General features: G+C 66.2%; 14 protein-coding genes. 6 read left to right on the forward strand and 8 right to left on the reverse strand.

Going from position 1 to position 14,676, the window contains the following annotated elements:
• The first annotated feature begins 43 nt into the window (after positions 1–43).
• The 4 genes from QFZ36_RS12035 to QFZ36_RS12050 all read left to right on the forward strand — a co-directional run bounded on the left by QFZ36_RS12035 (position 44) and on the right by QFZ36_RS12050 (position 4,688).
• A complete protein-coding gene (locus QFZ36_RS12035; RefSeq protein WP_306636734.1) occupies positions 44–478 on the forward strand; it encodes an acyl-CoA thioesterase in 435 nt (144 codons plus the stop codon).
• 205 nt (positions 479–683) lie between these two features.
• Positions 684–1,760: an extracellular solute-binding protein gene (locus QFZ36_RS12040; protein ID WP_306636736.1), complete on the forward strand. Its 1,077-nt coding sequence runs from the start codon at positions 684–686 to the stop codon at positions 1,758–1,760.
• 52 nt (positions 1,761–1,812) lie between these two features.
• Positions 1,813–2,880: an ABC transporter ATP-binding protein gene (locus QFZ36_RS12045; RefSeq protein ID WP_306636738.1), complete on the forward strand. Its 1,068-nt coding sequence runs from the start codon at positions 1,813–1,815 to the stop codon at positions 2,878–2,880.
• Positions 2,877–4,688 (forward strand): ABC transporter permease, encoded by a 1,812-nt coding sequence (locus QFZ36_RS12050; protein ID WP_306636740.1) that lies wholly within the window; start codon positions 2,877–2,879, stop codon positions 4,686–4,688. The genes QFZ36_RS12045 and QFZ36_RS12050 overlap by 4 nt, the downstream gene beginning before the upstream one ends.
• Here the strand turns inward: QFZ36_RS12050 and QFZ36_RS12055 are convergent, their stop codons facing one another.
• Positions 4,689–5,744: an FAD-dependent monooxygenase gene (locus QFZ36_RS12055; protein ID WP_306636742.1), complete on the reverse strand. Its 1,056-nt coding sequence runs from the start codon at positions 5,742–5,744 to the stop codon at positions 4,689–4,691.
• Between the two features lie 54 nt (positions 5,745–5,798).
• On the opposite strand from QFZ36_RS12055, the gene QFZ36_RS12060 reads away from it, so the two are divergent.
• Positions 5,799–6,335, forward strand: a complete 537-nt coding sequence (locus tag QFZ36_RS12060; protein WP_306636744.1) for a TetR/AcrR family transcriptional regulator — start codon at positions 5,799–5,801, stop codon at positions 6,333–6,335.
• Here the strand turns inward: QFZ36_RS12060 and QFZ36_RS12065 are convergent.
• The 3 genes from QFZ36_RS12065 to QFZ36_RS12075 all read right to left on the reverse strand — a co-directional run bounded on the left by QFZ36_RS12065 (position 6,332) and on the right by QFZ36_RS12075 (position 9,529).
• Positions 6,332–7,522, reverse strand: coding sequence for a 4-hydroxybenzoate 3-monooxygenase (locus QFZ36_RS12065; RefSeq protein WP_306636746.1), 1,191 nt, complete (start codon positions 7,520–7,522; stop codon positions 6,332–6,334). The two genes, QFZ36_RS12060 and QFZ36_RS12065, sit on opposite strands and share 4 nt — an antisense overlap.
• A 122-nt stretch (positions 7,523–7,644) precedes the next feature.
• Positions 7,645–8,388 (reverse strand): IclR family transcriptional regulator, encoded by a 744-nt coding sequence (locus QFZ36_RS12070; RefSeq protein ID WP_306636748.1) that lies wholly within the window; start codon positions 8,386–8,388, stop codon positions 7,645–7,647.
• A gap of 37 nt (positions 8,389–8,425) precedes the next feature.
• Entirely contained in the window at positions 8,426–9,529 is a 1,104-nt protein-coding gene (locus QFZ36_RS12075) for an FUSC family protein (RefSeq protein ID WP_306636750.1), read from the reverse strand.
• Positions 9,530–9,692: 163 nt separating this feature from the next.
• Here QFZ36_RS12075 and QFZ36_RS12080 point away from each other — a divergent pair, with 163 nt between their 5' ends.
• On the forward strand, positions 9,693–10,520 hold the full coding sequence (locus QFZ36_RS12080; RefSeq protein WP_306636752.1) for an amino acid-binding protein: 828 nt from the start codon (positions 9,693–9,695) through the stop codon (positions 10,518–10,520).
• Between the two features lie 15 nt (positions 10,521–10,535).
• Here QFZ36_RS12080 and QFZ36_RS12085 read toward each other — a convergent pair whose 3' ends face one another.
• The 4 genes from QFZ36_RS12085 to QFZ36_RS12100 form a co-directional block, all read right to left on the reverse strand.
• A complete protein-coding gene (locus QFZ36_RS12085; protein WP_306636754.1) occupies positions 10,536–11,456 on the reverse strand; it encodes a diacylglycerol/lipid kinase family protein in 921 nt (306 codons plus the stop codon).
• An 83-nt stretch (positions 11,457–11,539) separates the two neighbouring features.
• Positions 11,540–12,913, reverse strand: coding sequence for an NAD(P)(+) transhydrogenase (Re/Si-specific) subunit beta (locus QFZ36_RS12090; RefSeq protein ID WP_306636756.1), 1,374 nt, complete (start codon positions 12,911–12,913; stop codon positions 11,540–11,542).
• The gene (locus QFZ36_RS12095; protein WP_306636758.1) at positions 12,910–13,215 is read right to left on the reverse strand and encodes an NAD(P) transhydrogenase subunit alpha; all 306 of its coding nucleotides are present in this window, start codon (positions 13,213–13,215) and stop codon (positions 12,910–12,912) included. Before QFZ36_RS12095 ends, QFZ36_RS12090 begins: the two co-directional genes overlap by 4 nt.
• Positions 13,215–14,384: a Re/Si-specific NAD(P)(+) transhydrogenase subunit alpha gene (locus tag QFZ36_RS12100; RefSeq protein WP_306636759.1), complete on the reverse strand. Its 1,170-nt coding sequence runs from the start codon at positions 14,382–14,384 to the stop codon at positions 13,215–13,217. The genes QFZ36_RS12095 and QFZ36_RS12100 overlap by 1 nt, the downstream gene beginning before the upstream one ends.
• Positions 14,385–14,676: the final 292 nt, after the last annotated feature.

Consider the following 14,676-nt stretch of genomic DNA (forward strand, 5'->3'; position numbering starts at 1 on the left):
GTCACACTCGGTGCCGCCTGCGCTCCTCAGCTAACCTCTGCCTATGGAATCAGCAGACATCACCTTCCGCACCCGAAAGTGGGTCCGGCCCGAGGACCTCAATGCGAACGGGACGCTTTTTGGCGGCAGCCTGCTGAAGTGGATCGATGAGGAAGCCGCCATCTACGCCATCCTCCAGCTCGGCAACGGCCGCGCGGTCACGAAATACATTTCCGAAATCAACTTCGTCAGCTCCGCCGTCCAGGGCGACCTGATCGAGATGGGTCTGACCGCCACCCGCTTCGGCCGGACTTCGCTGACCATGCGCGCCGAGGTCCGGAACATGATCACGCGCCAGAGCATCCTGACCATTGAGGAGATCGTCTTCGTCAACCTCGATGCGGCCGGCAAGCCCGAGCCGCACGGCTACACCGAAATCACCTACGAGCGGGACAGGATCCCCACGCACCACCTCACGGACACGCTCCAGCAGGACTGACGCCGGAGTCAACGCACGACGGCGTGCGGGGGCAGAAAGTTAACCCCCGGTTTACGCCCGGGGCACCAGCCGTTCCTCCAACTGGATCAGAGTGGGCAGCCGGGCTGTTTATCGAATCGATAGCAATAACGCCCCGACTTTCGCCATGTCCGGCTATAGGCTGGCCGGACATGCTCCGATTCCAGTCCAGAAATGAGTCCTGATCGTGCGTAAATTCCAAAGTCTGGTTGCCGCCGCCGTCGCCGTCACCCTTCTCGCCGGTTGCGGCGGGGGCGCAGCCTCACCTGCCGCCTCCGGCGGTTCTTCACCCGCTCCTGCCGGTGGTTCCGGCGAAACCCTGGTGATCTACACCAACTCCAATGGCGAAGGCCGCGGCGACTGGGTGACTGCAAAGGCGGCAGAGGCCGGCTTCAAGATTGAGATCGTGGGTGCCGGCGGCGCTGACGCGACCAACAAGCTGATCGCCGAGAAGAACAACCCGATTGCCGACATCGCGTTCGGCCTGAACAACATGTACTTCTCCCAAATCAAAGCCGAGGACGCCCTCGAACCGTACGAGCCTGCGTGGGCCGGGGACGTTGATCAAGAACTGGGGGACGGTGAAACATACTGGCCGCTGGTGAAGCAGGCCATCCTCCTTGGCTACAACTCCGACAAAATCTCCAAGGATGCCGCACCGCAGGACTGGACCGACCTCTGGACGAAGGACGGTCTCAAAGCCCGTTACGAGCGTGTGACTGGTCTCGGCACTGCCACAGCCCAGCTGGTTTTCGCGGGCATCCTCAGCCGCTATCGGGACGACTCCGGAGATCTGGGCATCTCGGATGAAGGCTGGAAGCAGGTGGAGCAGTACTTCCAGAATGGGAGCCCGGCAGTTGCCAAGACTGACCTCTTTGCCCGTATCGCCTCCGGTGAAGTGGACATGGGCCAGATGCCGTCATCGATCATCGCCGAGCGGGAAAAGTCATTCAACGTGAACGTTGAGACCGTGATTCCGTCCGTCGGCGTCCCCCTTGCCGTAGAGCAAGTAGCGCTGGTGAAGGGCAGCAAAAAGAAGGAACAGGCACAGAAGTTCATCGACTGGTTCGGAAGCGCCGATGTCCAGGGCGAGTTCGCACAGAAGTTCAACTCCATGCCGGTGAATCAGGCGGCCGAGGCGAAAGCCAATCCTGAGGTAGTGGCCTTCTTCGCGGACCTTAAGCAGCAGGACATCGACTGGGAATTCGTGCAGGAGAACATGGGCGCCTGGGTGGAGAAGATCGAACTCGAGTACATGACGTAACCGGTTTTCCTGCTTCACGCCCGCCCAGTCCGCTCCACCAGACAGGTTTGCCATGATCCGCTTGGACAACATTGAAGTTTCCTTTGGCGATTTCACCGCCATCCCGCATCTGGACCTGCACGTCCGGCCCGGAGAGTTCTTCACCCTGCTGGGGCCCTCAGGCTGCGGGAAGACGACGGCGCTGCGCACCCTGGCGGGTTTCATCCAGCCGTCCAAGGGCACAGTCCGTGTGGACGGCAAGGATGTCACCCGGCTTCCCAGCGACAAGCGGCAGGTGGGCATGGTGTTCCAGAACTACGCCCTCTTCCCCAGCATGAGCGTGTGGGAAAACATTGCCTTCGGGTTGCGGGTGCGGAAGGAGAAACCTGCGGAGAGCGATCGGATGGTGCGGGACATTGCGCGGCGGGTGGATCTCAGCGATGAGCAGCTGGCCAAGAATGTGGCAGAGCTTTCCGGCGGGCAGCAGCAGCGTGTGGCCGTGGCGCGTGCACTCGTACTGCGGCCCAAGATCCTGCTGCTGGATGAACCCCTCTCCAACCTGGACGCGAAGCTCCGGCACCAGCTGCGGCAGCAGCTGAAGGACCTGCAGAGCCAGTTCGGCATCACCACGGTCTACGTCACGCATGACCAGGATGAGGCGCTGGCGATGAGCGATCGGGTGGCCGTTTTCAACAAGGGCGTGGTGGAGCAAGTGGGAACTCCGCAGGAAATCTATGACCGCTCCGCCACCGAGTTTGTCTGCAACTTCATCGGGGACAGCTCAGCGCTCACGCCGGAGTTCGTCGCGGAGTTGAACCGGCTCTCGGGAGCGGACCTCAGCACGGAAGCCAGCTCCTACCTGCGGGTGGAAAAGGCGTCCCTGAAGCCGGCGGCGGGCGGGGGAGCCGCCGTCGGACTTCCCGGAACGGTAGTGTCCCGTACCTACCACGGCCTGCACAGCCGGTACCTGGTGCGCAGCCACGGCGCGGATATTCGCCTTCTCGTCGGGGAGGACGGCGGCCCGCAACCGGAGCCGGGAAGCCCGGCCACTGTGTATCTCCAGCCTGAACACATCCTGCAGTACCACCGCACGGCAGGTAACGCCGTGGAGCGGGAGGACCAGGCGGTGCCACTGCCATGAGCGGCACTTCGGTCCGCGGCATGGCCCGCTCCCCGTTCGTCCTCGTGGTGGCCGCCCTGCTCACCTGGTTCATCGCTGCATTCCTGGTATGGCCCAACGTCAACATCCTGGTGGCGACGTTCTTTCCGGACGGCAGCTTCTCCGGACGCGCCGCCGAGAAGCTGCTCTCCTCCCAAAGAGCCATGAAGGCCCTGGGGAACAGTTTCCTGCTCGCTGTCGCCTTGTCCATCACAGTGAACCTGGTGGGAATCTTCATCGTGCTGGTGACGCATTATTTCCGGATCAGGGGATCCAGGATCCTCTTCCTGGGCTACGCCTCCACCTTCATCTATGGCGGGATCGTGCTGGCCGCGGGGTACAAGTTCATCTACGGCGACAAAGGAATCGTCACCACCCAGCTGGTGAAGGTGTTCCCCGGCCTGGACACGGGCTGGTTCTCGGGTTTCTTCGCGGTTCTGGTGGTGATGACCTTTGCCACCACCACCAACCACATGCTGTTTGTGGCCAACGCCTTGAAGGGCATTGACTACCAGACAGTCGAGGCGGCGCGGAACCTCGGCGCTTCCACCTGGACCATCCTCCGGCGGATAGTGCTGCCAATGCTCAAGCCAACGCTGTTCGCTGTAACCATCCTGTCCTTCCTCACCGGCCTGGGCGCCCTGAGTGCTCCGCAGGTATTGGGCGGACGGGACTTCCAGACCATCACGCCAATGATCCTGACCTTCACGAACAGCCCCACCTCCCGTGATCTCGCTGCGCTGCTGGCCGTCATCCTGGGCGTGGCCACCATCCTGATGCTCGCGGTGATGTCCCGACTCGAAAAGGGCGGCACCTATTTTTCCGTCTCCAAGGTTTCCTCGGCGCTGGAAAAGCAGGACATCACCAACCCGGTGGCCAACGTGGTGGTCCATGCCGTGGCTTACTTGTTGTTTGCTGCGTACACGCTGCCCGTAGTGCTGATCGTGCTGTATTCGTTTGCCGATGGTGCAGCCATCCAGACCGGACAGCTCGCCCTGGGCAACCTGACGCTGGACAACTACGTGCGGGTCCTGACCCAGCCCTCAGGGCTGAGGCCGTTCATCGTCAGTGTGGTGTACAGCGCCTTGGCCGCCGTGATCGCCGTCGGCGGTCTGCTTTTCGTGGCGCGGCTGCTGCAGAAGTACAGGAACTGGGTGGCGACTGTCTTTGAATACCTGCTGCATATTCCCTGGATCCTGCCCTCGGCGCTGCTCGCGTTGGGCCTGATCATCAGCTATGACCACCCCAATCCGCTGGTGGGCGGTGCTGTTCTCACTGGAACCACCGTGATCCTGCTGATTGCCTTCGTGACCGTGAAGATTCCGTTCACGCTGCGGATGCTCAAGGCCTCCTTCGCCTCGATTAATTCATCGCTCGAGGAGGCGGCGGCCATCATGGGGGCCGAAACCCTCTACGTGTTCCGGCGGATCCTCCTGCCCCTGGTCCTGCCGGCGGCAGCCGCCATCGCGGCCCTGAACTTCAACAGCCTGCTGGACGACTACGACACGGCCATCTTCCTCGCCCACCCGCTGGTCCAGCCCCTCGGCCTGGTGATCAAGGCCAATACGGATGGAGCCGAAGGTGTGGAAGGCGTGGCCAATACCTTCGTCTACACCGTGCTCCTGATGATCATCACGGGGGTCACCATGTATCTGGTCTACGGGCGGGCCAGGCGGAAAGGGACCGCCAAGAAACGGCTTCCTGCCGTGCCGTCCGCCGCTGTGCCTCCGCCCGCCGTCACTTCCGTTTCCGGAGAGGACAGCAAGCTTCCCGCAGCACCCATGCGGTGATCAGGCTGCGGAACCGCGCCCGACGACGGCTCGCGCCGGCCGCCGTCGGGCCAGGTCAAGCAGGCGGTCACGGAGGGGCTGCGCACCTTCCGCGAGCGCGACGCGCCCCAGCGCGGAGGAGGCCAGGCTCAGGGCGCGCGTCCGCAGCCGCCGCTGCCGGTCGTAGGCATGCAGCGCCTGGCCTTCGGGCAGCGTGTTAAGGAGGTCAGCGAGTGTCACCGCGTCCACCAACGACTCGCAGGCGCCACGCCCCAGGGTGGGCATCATGCCGTGTGCGGCATCGCCGACCAGGACGGACCTGCCGCGAACGTACGAACCCAGGCGGGGAACTGTCCAGATCCGCTGCACCAGTAGGTTTTCGGGCGCAGCGGCCGCCAGCACCTGGCGGATGGCCGGCGCGTGCCCCGCATAGCGCTCCCGGGCCTGCTCCAGGGCTGAAGCTGCATCGATGCCATAGGGGCCGAGGTCGGACCGGTAGCTGGCGTACCAGAACATGCCGCTGTACGAGGCGGCCATCCCGAACAGGTCCCCGCGGCCCCAGTACTCGCCGACAGCGTCCGGGCTGACCCGCGAGGGAAGAGTCCCGCGGAGGGCAAGGTAGGGCGTGAGCCCGGCAGTGGTACGGGCACCCCACGCCTCGCGGCGGACCATGCTGTGCACACCGTCGGCCCCTACCAGCAGGCCGCCGTCGGCCGGCAGAGCCTGGGCATGGCTGGTGACCCGGCGCACGGTTCCGGGCACCGCTGCATCAAGCAGCCGCAACAGATCGATCCGGGAAATGCCGAACATCCCGCCGGCGTCGACGGTAACCCACGGCTCGCCCGCGGCGTTACGGACCGACCCGCTGCCAATCACCGGGCTGACGGCCCGCGCCTCCGCCAGCACCCCAATCCGTTCCAGTGCGAGCTGGGCGTTCGGCCACATGCCCAGGGCGGTACCGACGGTGGGCAGCTCCGGCCGCTTTTCGTAAACGGTCACCTCGAAACGGCCCGGGTCCAGGCTTGCGGCGAGCGCCAGCCCTGCAATGCCGCCGCCAACAATCGAGATCGTTTCCATGCTGCAATTTTACTACTTTTGTAGTGGTATGGAAGAGGCAATTACACTGGGCCCATGCCTGACCGCCGGACCCAACTGCTGGATGCCGCCTTGGCCGTTCTGGCGGACAAGGGCATGAAGGGCCTCACCCACCGGGCGGTGGATGCCGCCGCCCACCTGCCCGAAGGCACCACCTCCAACTACTACCGGAACCGTGCAGCCCTCGTGGAAGCGGTGCTTGACCGCCTGTTGGAGCTGGATGCCGCACTCCTGCAGGACCAGGGACCCGCCGGTCCGCCGCAGAACGTTGAGGAGCTGGCAGGCCAGCTGGCCACCCTGATGCTGGCGCTGGCCGGGCCGCACGCGGGGCTCACCCGCGCCCGGCTGGCCATCTCCCTCGACAAGCCGGAGTCAGTGACGGCCGGGCACTTCCGGCTGGTGGGCGGCCTGGAGCGGGCCCTCGCCGCGCTGGGCGTAACTGATGCGCCGGGCCGGGCACGGGACGTGGCCGACTACGGCGACGGCGTGCTGCTCCACCTTTTAACGGTTCGGCGCGACGAGCAGCCCGACGCTGCAGCCATCGCCGCAGCAGTCCGACGGCTGCTGGGTTAGCTTGCGCCCGGCCAGCCGGTGTAGGCCTCGGCGAGATAGGCCATGCCGTGCCGGGAGGAGACCACCGAGTGCATCTCGCCGAGCTGGCGGGCGCGGGAGAAATCGTCCGCGCCGGCCGGAGTGTGCAGCATAGTGGTCATCCAGTAGGAGAACTGCTGCGCCTTCCATACCCGCTCCAGCGCGCGGTCACTGTAGGTTTCCAGCAGCCGGTCCGAGCCGGAGTTGTAGTGGCTGTCCAGCCCTTCGAAGAGGACCTTGACGTCATGGATGGCCAGGTTCAGGCCCTTGGCACCGGTGGGCGGCACGGTGTGCGCTGCGTCGCCGGCCAGGAAGAGGCTGCCGTACCGCATGGGGGTGTGGACGAAGCTGCGGAACGGCAGCACCATCTTTTCGATGACGGGCCCTTCCTTGAGCTCAAAGCCGTTGCCGTTGACCCTGCTGCGGAACTCGGCCCAGATCCGGTCATCGTCCCACTCCGCCACGTTCTCCTTGGGATCGCACTGGAAGTACATCCGCTGGACGGTCTCGGTGCGCTGGCTGATCAGGGCGAACCCATTGTCCGAATTGGCGTAGATCAGTTCATCGGAACTGCGGGGGGCCTCGGCCAGGATCCCGAACCAGGCAAAGGGGTACTCGTGGAAATACCACTTGCGGTGCGCCTCGGGGATCTGGAACCGGCAGTGGCTGCGGGAGCCGTCTGCCCCCACCACGAAGTCCGCCTGGATTTCGAAGTCAGCACCGTCGGCGTCGGTGAACCAGACCTTGGGCCGGCCTTCAAGATTGTGCACCGAGGTGTCGGTGACGCTGTAGCGGACATCACCGCCGTCGTCCTTCCTGCGTGCGGCGAGGTCCAGGAACACGTCCGTCTGCGGGTAAAGCCACACGGACTCCCCCACCAGCTCCTTGAAGTCCACGCGGTGGCTCTCCCCGTTGAAGCGCAGTTCAATGCCGTCATGCCGGTCCCCGTCGCGCAGCACCCGGTCCGAAACGCCGCTGTCCACCAGCATGTTCACGGTTCCATGCTCCAGGATGCCGGCGCGGACGGTTTCGGAGATGTCCTTGTGGCTTCGGACTTCGATGACAGTGGATTCGATGCCCGATTTTGCCAGCAGGTGGGACAGCATCAGTCCGGCGGGCCCGGCTCCCATGATGGCCACCTGAGTGGTGATGGTCTTGCGTGTTGGCATTGGACGTCTCGCTTCGTTGCGGGGCTCCGCAGGGGCGGTGCCGGGTGGTGGGTCTGGCAATCAGTGTGCGCCACCGGCGGTGATTGCCGACACGGCAATTCCGTTGAATGGGACTTGGCCGTTCAGGAATCGGAGAGACGGCGGGCGATGCCCCGGGCGGCAGTCTGCAGCGCGGGGACGAGTGCCTGCAGGCGCATCTCGCGCAACGGAACTACCACGCCGAGCGACGCCACGGCGCGTTGCTTCCTGTTGAGGACCGGGACGGCGATCCCCCAGGTGTCCGGATCCACCACGCCCTTCAGCTGGGCGAAGCCCTGGTGGGCCGTTTCGGCCAGCAGGGTGCGGACCTCGTCCCTGGTAATTTTCCGGTCGGGGTCGGCAAACTGGTCCAGGTACTCACCCTGGAGCGCCTTGTCCTGGTGCGCCATCAAGGCCAGCCCGGCCGACGAGATGTGGATGGGCATCCGCCCGGCCACCTGGGCGCGGTTGGCCACCGAGCCCCGCCGGGACAGCCGCTCTACAAAGAGCGCCTCCCAGCCATCAAGCACCGCCAAATTAACGTTCTGGTTCAGGACGTGCTGGATGTCCTCCATAAACGGCATCGCGGCCTGCCGCAGCGCCAGTGCAGGGGACGTGCGGTTGACGAGCTCCCACAGGCGGAGCCCCGGCCGCACGGTACCCCCGGGACCGGTGTCCAGCAGTCCATGCCCGGCGAGCTGGCGGACCAGCCGGTGGGTGGTGGTCAGCGGCAATCCGGAGCGGGCTGCAAGCTCGGAAAGCTGCAGGGCGCCGACGTCCTGGGGAAATGCAGCGATCAGCCGGACAATCCTGTCCACCACCGAATCGCCCGAAGCGGAGTTGGCCATTACCCACCCCGTTTCCGTTCAATGGGACGTGTCCAGCTTACCCTTGCCGCGCCTGTGAAGAGTGGGAAACTTTGCCGGACCCCGCCGTCGTGCGTTCCCGCAGCCGGCGCCACGCCCCTGGTGCCAGCACCACCGCAATGCCGACGGCGGCCCCGATGACCGTTTCGATAATCCGGTCCCGGAGCAGGATTCCAGGCGGGGACGGCACCACCAGAAGAGTGGAAATCAGGGCAAGGGGCGTCACGAAGAGCTGGGCGAGCAGGTACTGGCGGATGATGAACATTTCGGCACCGAACTGGCACAGGGCCATGACCAGTACGGTCTGCCAGGGCTCGAGGCCCAGCAGCACAATGCCGGCCAGGATCGCCAGCCCAAGAAGGGTTCCGATGATCCTCTGGATGCCGCGGCGGACCCGGTGCCTGGTGGTGTGCCCCACGAGCGGGACAACCGCGGCAACCATGGCCCAGTAATTGTGCCCGAAGCCCAGCAGCTCTCCGGCCCAGGTGGCCAGGGACCCGGCCAGTCCGGCGGCGACCAGGTAGCCCAGGGCCTCCAGCCAGGCGGCGCGTTTCTCATTGGGCGTGCGGCGGACGCGCCGTGGCCGGACCCAGGGGCTGCGGTGGCTGGGGAGGATCCTGGCGGAGAAGCCGATCAGCAGGCAGAACGCGCTGGTGAGGACGGCAACCAGCATGGCCTGCCACAGCGGCGGCTGGTTGGGAATCGATGCGATGGCCGCGAATGCGAAGATGTGGAACAGCGAGCCCGCCGGACGGATCCGCCACCAGGAAATGAACAATGAGCAGGCACCCGCCACAAGGGTGGTCGCGGGAACCAGGAGCCAGGCTGTACCCGCGCTGTCGAGGCTAAGGGCCGCAGCGGTCCTGGCCGCCACCGTGGCCAACAGGATGACGGCCAGCATCAGCAGTCCCGCCCGCAACTGGAGGGCGAAGCGGGTGCCGTGCGGTTCGCCGCGGCCGTAAATGCCGGTGAAGGCCCCGAAGGACGCGAAGATGGCGAGGTCCAGCCGGCCCAGCAGCACCAGCGTGAGGAGCGGAACGAAGACGCCCACGGCGCACCGCAGCGCGGGGTGGTGGTCCTTGTTGCCGGGACCAATACTGAACATCTCGGCGAGCAGCTTCAAGGGGCAGCGCCTTCCTGCGGAAAGGGGGTGGACTTCTGGCGGGCGGCCGCGCTGACGTTCCTGCTAAATCCTACGGCGCCACCCTCCACAACCGGCCACGCCGTTCCCATGAATGGAACGGCAGGGCAACACCGCTGAAACAGCGCCATCCGATGCTTGAGGCATGAACCCTCCCGTACGGAACACGCCCGCGGCCGAATTGAGCTGCGAAGTTTGCGGCATGATGCCCGAACCTCCCAAAGCGCGGCTGACCCTGGCCAATGTGGCCGTGATGCTGCCCATCGAACTCCTGGTACACGCCCTGGTGGTGGAGACCCACCTGCCTTACGTGGCCAAGGTGCTGGTTCTCACCCTCACAGCGACGGTCCTGGTGATCTGGGTGGCCGAACCTTCAGCAGCCCGGATCCTGCGGGGCTGGCTCCACGCGCCCGCGCTGCGCCACCGGCGGAAGCTGGGCGCGGCCCCTGCGCTCTGGCGGGCCCGCACCGTCCTGCGCGACGAGCCGGGTTCCCTGCAGCGGCTCACCGGTTCACTTGCCAGGACAGGAACCAACATCCTGAGCATCCATGTGCACCCGGTGGCGGGCGGAGTCCTGGACGAATTCGTCCTCTCGGCTCCAGGGAACCTCGGCGAACGCCAACTCCTGGACGCCCTGCAGGACGGCGGCGGCACCCGCCCGCACGTCTGGCCCACTACCGCCCTGGCCATGGCCGACGGCCAGACCAAAGCCCTAAGCCTTGCTGCCCGGATCGCGGACGCGCCGGATGAGCTTCCACTGGCTGTGGCGGAGCTGCTGCAGGCAAGGATCCTCACCCCCGCCGAAGCCGTGCTGGAGAAGCACGACGCCGGGACCCGGCTGAAGATTCCCACCGCGTGGCACGGGCCCATCACCTTCGTCCGGCCCGGCGAGCCGTTCACGCCGGCGGAATCGGCGCGGGCCCACCGGCTCGCAGAACTCGCCGAGATCCTGGCGCATCAGCGGGCAGGCTAGGCCAGGTAGCAGCACTTACATCCGCAGGGTCAGGGCGCCCGGGTCCATGGTCATCAGGACATGCTTGCCCTGGCCCTCGTGGTCGCCGTCGAGCTGGTAATCATCCTTGTGCTCCAGGGTGATCTCCACGGTCTTGCCCTGGAAGTACTCCACTGCCGTGTCCTTGCCGCGGCCCTTGCCGATCATCCCGACGATCACGGAGAGCCAGCCCAGCTTTCCGTGGTGGGGTGCCAGCACGGCCACGTCCAGTAAACCGTCATCCATTTTGGCCTCAGGGAAAATCTCCAGCCCGCCCTGTACCTTGCCGCAGTTGCCCACCATGACGCTTCGTACACCGCGGTGAACAGCGACCTTGCCGTCGATCACGATGGTGGCCTTCACTGGCTTGCCCGGCAGGTTCCGGATCCCGGCGTCCACGTAGGCCAGCCAACCTACCTTGTGCTTAAGCTTCTCGTCCGTATCGGCCATGATGGTGGCGTCGTACCCCACTCCGGCCATCACCAGGAAGAGCTGCTCCTGGTCCGGGTCACTGCGGCGCGCGCGGACGACGTCGATTTTCCGCTCGGTGCCGGTGAGCGCACCGGCCATGGCGCCGTCGTAGTCCGTGACGTCCATGCCGAGGTTGCGGGCCAGGAGGTTTCCGGTGCCGAGCGGAAGCAGGCCCATGGGGGTTTCGCCGCCGGAGAGAACCTCGGCCACGCACCGGACGGTTCCGTCACCGCCCGCCGCGATGACGATGTCAGCCCCCTGGGCAAGGGCGTCCTTTGCCTGGCCGACGCCCGGATCCTCTTTGGTGGTTTCGAACCAGAGCGGCTCGCCCCAGCCGTTTTCGACGCAGTGCTTGGCAACGAGTCCGCGCACGTCGATGTCCACCGGCTTGGCAGGATTGATGATGATGGCTGCGCGTTGGGGGGCAGTGGAGCTGTTGGCAGTCATGGTGTCCTCTGGTGGAAATGGGAAGTGTACTTCTAAAAAGAAGAGTAGCCTGCGCGTCGAGCCGATCGAAGCAGCCCGGCAGGCTAGAGCGTCTTGACCGCTCCAAGCACCTGGGCCAGGGAGTCCTTGGCGTCGCCGAACAGCAGGGACGTCTGGGGTTCGTAGAGCAGTTCGTTCTCGATTCCGGCGAAGCCCGGCCGCATGGACCGTTTCAGGAACACCACCTGCCGTGCGTCCGCCACCTCCAGGATGGGCATGCCGTAGATGGGCGACCCGGAGGACGTCTTGGCCGCCGGGTTCACCACATCGTTGGCACCCACCACCAGCGCCACGTCCGCCGTCTTGAACTCCGGATTGATCTCGCCCATCTCCTTGAGCGATTCGTACGGCACGTTGGCCTCGGCCAGGAGCACATTCATGTGCCCGGGCATACGGCCGGCCACTGGATGGATGGCGAAATCGACGTCGATCCCGCGGGCCTCGAGGGCCAGCGCCAGTTCCGCCGCCGTGTGCTGGCCCTGTGCCACAGCCAGGCCGTAGCCGGGAACAATGATCACGCGCTGCGCATAGCCCAGGAGCACGGCCACGTCCTCGGCGGTGGAGGATCTGACGGGACGCTCGCTCACGGCGGTGGATCCCGCCGTCGAGCCTCCCCGGAAGGCGCCGAACAGGATGCCCGCAACGCTGCGGCCCATGGCGGCGGCCATGGCACGGGTGAGGATGGTGCCTGACGCGCCCACCAGGGTGCCCGCCACCACCAGCAGCACATTGCCGAGCACCAGGCCCGAGGCGGCCACCGCCAGGCCGGTGAAGGCGTTCAACAGCGAGATCACGATCGGGACGTCGGCGCCGCCCACGGGAAGCACCAGGAGGATCCCCGCAACGAGGCCCAGCACCAGCAGCAGCACCGCCAGCGCGGACGAACCCGTGAGGATAACGGCGATGCCGGCCGCCACCGCCGCGAGCAGCACTGCCGACATAACGGCCGGCAGGCCCGGGAACACCACCGGCCGTGTGGTCATCAATTCCTGCAGCTTGGCAAAAGTGACGCCGGAGCCGGCAAAGGAAACGGCACCCACCAGGAGCGTGAAGACGATGGCCAGGCGTACCCCCGACTCTTCCGCGTGGCTCAGTTCCAGGAGCGCCACAAGTGCCGCAGCGCCGCCGCCCACCCCGTTGAACAACGCCACCAGCTGCGGCATCTGGGTCATTTTGACCCGGCGTGCCACTGGAGCTGCCACCACCGATCCAAGGGCTATCGCTGCCAGGATCCAGGGGACGTTCTCCAGCCGGGAGGACAGGAACACGGCGACGACGGCGATCAGGGCTCCCAGCGCGCCGATGAGGTTCCCGCGCCGGGCAGTGCGCGGCGAGTTGAGGCCGCGCAGCGCCAGGATGAAGCAGACGGCAGCGGCCAGGTAGAGCAGCGAGGTCCAGACGGGGTCGAGGAGGCTCATTTGGCGGGCCCCTTCTTCGCAATCTCTTTCCGGGCGTGGAACATATGCAGCATCCGGTCGGTTACCACAAAGCCGCCCACGAGGTTGGCGGTGGCGAGGACGACGGCGACGAGGGCCACCGCCAGCACCCACGGGTCCGCTGCTTGGCCGGCCACGATGATGGCACCCACCAGGATGATCCCGTGGATGGCGTTCGCGCCGGACATCAGCGGCGTGTGCAGGGTACTGGAGACCTTGGAAACCACTTCGAAGCCAACAAACACGGCCAGGACCGTGATGGTCAGCAGGCTTATTCCGTCCATCAGAGCGCCCCTTCCCGCCGGCTGCCGGCTCTCGCGGTGAGCAGTTCGGCGGTGGGCTGGTGCCGCACCGCGCCGTCGTGCGTGAGGCAGGCTCCGGCGAGCACATCGTCGCCGAAGTCCGGCGCCACGGTGCCGTCCTTGATGACCAGGGCCAGCAGGTTGGCCACGTTTTTGGCGTAGAGGCGGGACGCGTCCGAGGCCATCGCGGAGGGTGCGTCCTTCAGGCCCACCAAGGTGACGTAGCCGGAGCCGTCGGCTGTGGGCACCGGGATGTCCTGGCCGGGCACCACGCCCTCCACGTTGCCGCCGGACTCCGCGGCGAGGTCGACGACGACCGAGCCCGGCCGCATGCCCTGCACCATCTCGGTGGTGACCAGGAGCGGTGCGCGCCTGCCGGGGACGGCCGCCGTCGTGATGAGCACGTCCGCCTGTGCCACGTGGGGGGCGAGCAGCTGCCGTTGCCGGGTGCCGGCGTCGGAACTGAGCTGGCGGGCGTAGCCCCCGGCCGCCTCCGCGGTTTCAACGTCCAGGCGGATGAAGGTGCCGCCCATGGAGGCCACTTCGTCGGCGGAAGCGGGGCGGATGTCGTTCGCGAAGACCCGGGCCCCCAGGCGTTTCGCGGTGCCGATGGCCTGCAGCCCGGCCACGCCGGCGCCGAGCACCAGGACCCGTGCGGGCGGAACAGTCCCGGCCGCAGTCATGTACAGGGGGAAGAACCGGGGCAGCCGGATGGCCGCCTCGAGCACGCAGCGGTAGCCCGCGACGAGAGCCTGCGAACTGAGCGCGTCCATGGACTGGGCGCGGGAGATGCGGGGCACCAGCTCAAGGGCGAACGCGGTGATGCCGGCATCGGCGAGTGCCTCAACAGTGGGGAGTTCGGACGACGGCGACGCGAGCCCCGCTGTGACCGCTCCCCGCTTCAGGGACTTCACCGTCTGCGGGTCAAGGGGCCGGACATGGGCCAAAACGTCCAGCTGTGCCAGGTCCAGCTCCGGGACAATCTTCGCTCCGGCCTGGACGTAGGCCGCGTCCGGATGCCCGGCGGCTGCTCCCGCATCCGCCTCGATGAGCAGGTCCACGCCGAGCGCCACCAGTTGCTTGACCGTATCGGGGGTGGCGGCCACCCGCCGTTCACCCTCCCGGCGTTCCCGCGGTATGCCCAGTTTCACCCGCCGACTCCCCTCGCTGAACGGATGCGGCAGCGCCGCCCTGCCGGGCCGGACCTGGTTCCGTTGGATCAGGGGGTTCGCAAAGCGGCGCTGCTGCACGTAGTTGGCTTGAGTCTATGGCCCGGAATGCTGTGGCGGGAGTAGGGCGGTGCGCTTGGGTGGCAAAGAGTTACCTTTGCCGTACCGGTCTGCGCAATGAAACCCTGGCTCGCTGTGCAGGGGCAGTCCCTGCGCAGCGAGAGCCGTGCTCATGGCGCGGTCCGGCACGGCCGGGGTGAATCCCGCTGCGCTG

Source organism: Pseudarthrobacter siccitolerans, assembly GCF_030823375.1.
Classification (GTDB): Bacteria; Actinomycetota; Actinomycetes; order Actinomycetales; family Micrococcaceae; genus Arthrobacter; species Arthrobacter siccitolerans_A.

What these genes read in the sequence shown, in the direction of transcription:
- QFZ36_RS12035 (WP_306636734.1), top strand. Translation starts at nt 44, where the DNA reads ATGGAATCAGCAGACATCACCTTCCGCACCCGAAAGTGGGTCCGGCCC.
- QFZ36_RS12045 (WP_306636738.1), top strand. Translation starts at nt 1,813, where the DNA reads ATGATCCGCTTGGACAACATTGAAGTTTCCTTTGGCGATTTCACCGCC.
- QFZ36_RS12050 (WP_306636740.1), top strand. Translation starts at nt 2,877, where the DNA reads ATGAGCGGCACTTCGGTCCGCGGCATGGCCCGCTCCCCGTTCGTCCTC.
- QFZ36_RS12055 (WP_306636742.1), bottom strand. Translation starts at nt 5,744, where the DNA reads ATGGAAACGATCTCGATTGTTGGCGGCGGCATTGCAGGGCTGGCGCTC.
- QFZ36_RS12060 (WP_306636744.1), top strand. Translation starts at nt 5,799, where the DNA reads ATGCCTGACCGCCGGACCCAACTGCTGGATGCCGCCTTGGCCGTTCTG.
- QFZ36_RS12065 (WP_306636746.1), bottom strand. Translation starts at nt 7,522, where the DNA reads ATGCCAACACGCAAGACCATCACCACTCAGGTGGCCATCATGGGAGCC.
- QFZ36_RS12070 (WP_306636748.1), bottom strand. Translation starts at nt 8,388, where the DNA reads ATGGCCAACTCCGCTTCGGGCGATTCGGTGGTGGACAGGATTGTCCGG.
- QFZ36_RS12080 (WP_306636752.1), top strand. Translation starts at nt 9,693, where the DNA reads ATGAACCCTCCCGTACGGAACACGCCCGCGGCCGAATTGAGCTGCGAA.
- QFZ36_RS12085 (WP_306636754.1), bottom strand. Translation starts at nt 11,456, where the DNA reads ATGACTGCCAACAGCTCCACTGCCCCCCAACGCGCAGCCATCATCATC.
- QFZ36_RS12090 (WP_306636756.1), bottom strand. Translation starts at nt 12,913, where the DNA reads ATGAGCCTCCTCGACCCCGTCTGGACCTCGCTGCTCTACCTGGCCGCT.
- QFZ36_RS12095 (WP_306636758.1), bottom strand. Translation starts at nt 13,215, where the DNA reads ATGGACGGAATAAGCCTGCTGACCATCACGGTCCTGGCCGTGTTTGTT.